At 44.2% G+C, this 543-nt stretch carries 1 protein-coding gene and 1 pseudogene; both read left to right on the forward strand.

The window, feature by feature from the left end; all coding sequences use genetic code 11:
* On the forward strand, positions 1-370 hold a 370-nt coding region (locus tag R8N47_RS27755; RefSeq protein ID WP_318186430.1), incomplete at its 5' end, for a TonB-dependent receptor domain-containing protein.
* A gap of 78 nt (positions 371-448) precedes the next feature.
* A pseudogene (locus R8N47_RS27760) lies at positions 449-543 on the forward strand (ATPase); the annotation flags it as partial.

The following is a 543-nucleotide window of genomic DNA, read 5'->3' on the forward strand; positions in this document are numbered from 1 at the left end:
AGAAGTTAAACTCGATACCGATATTGTCTCTCATGAGTTCTACCTAGATTACAAAGATCCTGTCGACAAGTCTGGTGCAGAAGATACCCAACTAGCATACCGCTCCAAGCGTGGTGCTAAGTGGAATGCTTATGCGACATTTGACCAATGGACGTTGGGTTCGCAGTATCTTTACCAAGGTGAGCGCTTTAATGGTAGTACAAGACTACCGAGCTACAGCCTATGGAACTTCACCGCTTCTTACGCTGTAAACTCAAGTTGGGACATCAACGCCAAACTAAGCAACGCTTTCGATAAAAACTACGAGATGTACTCAGGTTACGCAACTCCTGGGCGTCAGTACTTTGTATCCGCTGACTACCGATTCTAATTGCGTTTGATACAACAAAGGCCGCCTTATTGGCGGTCTTTATCATTATTGGTGTGCAGAAAATGGCTGGAAAACAAAATGACGAAACCAAAACGTGTCGTAATCAGCTGGTCGAGTGGTAAAGATTCGACATTAACGCTTGAGCGCCTTAACGAGAATCCAAATTATCAAGT

Source organism: Vibrio sp. 2132-1 (genome assembly GCF_033344315.1).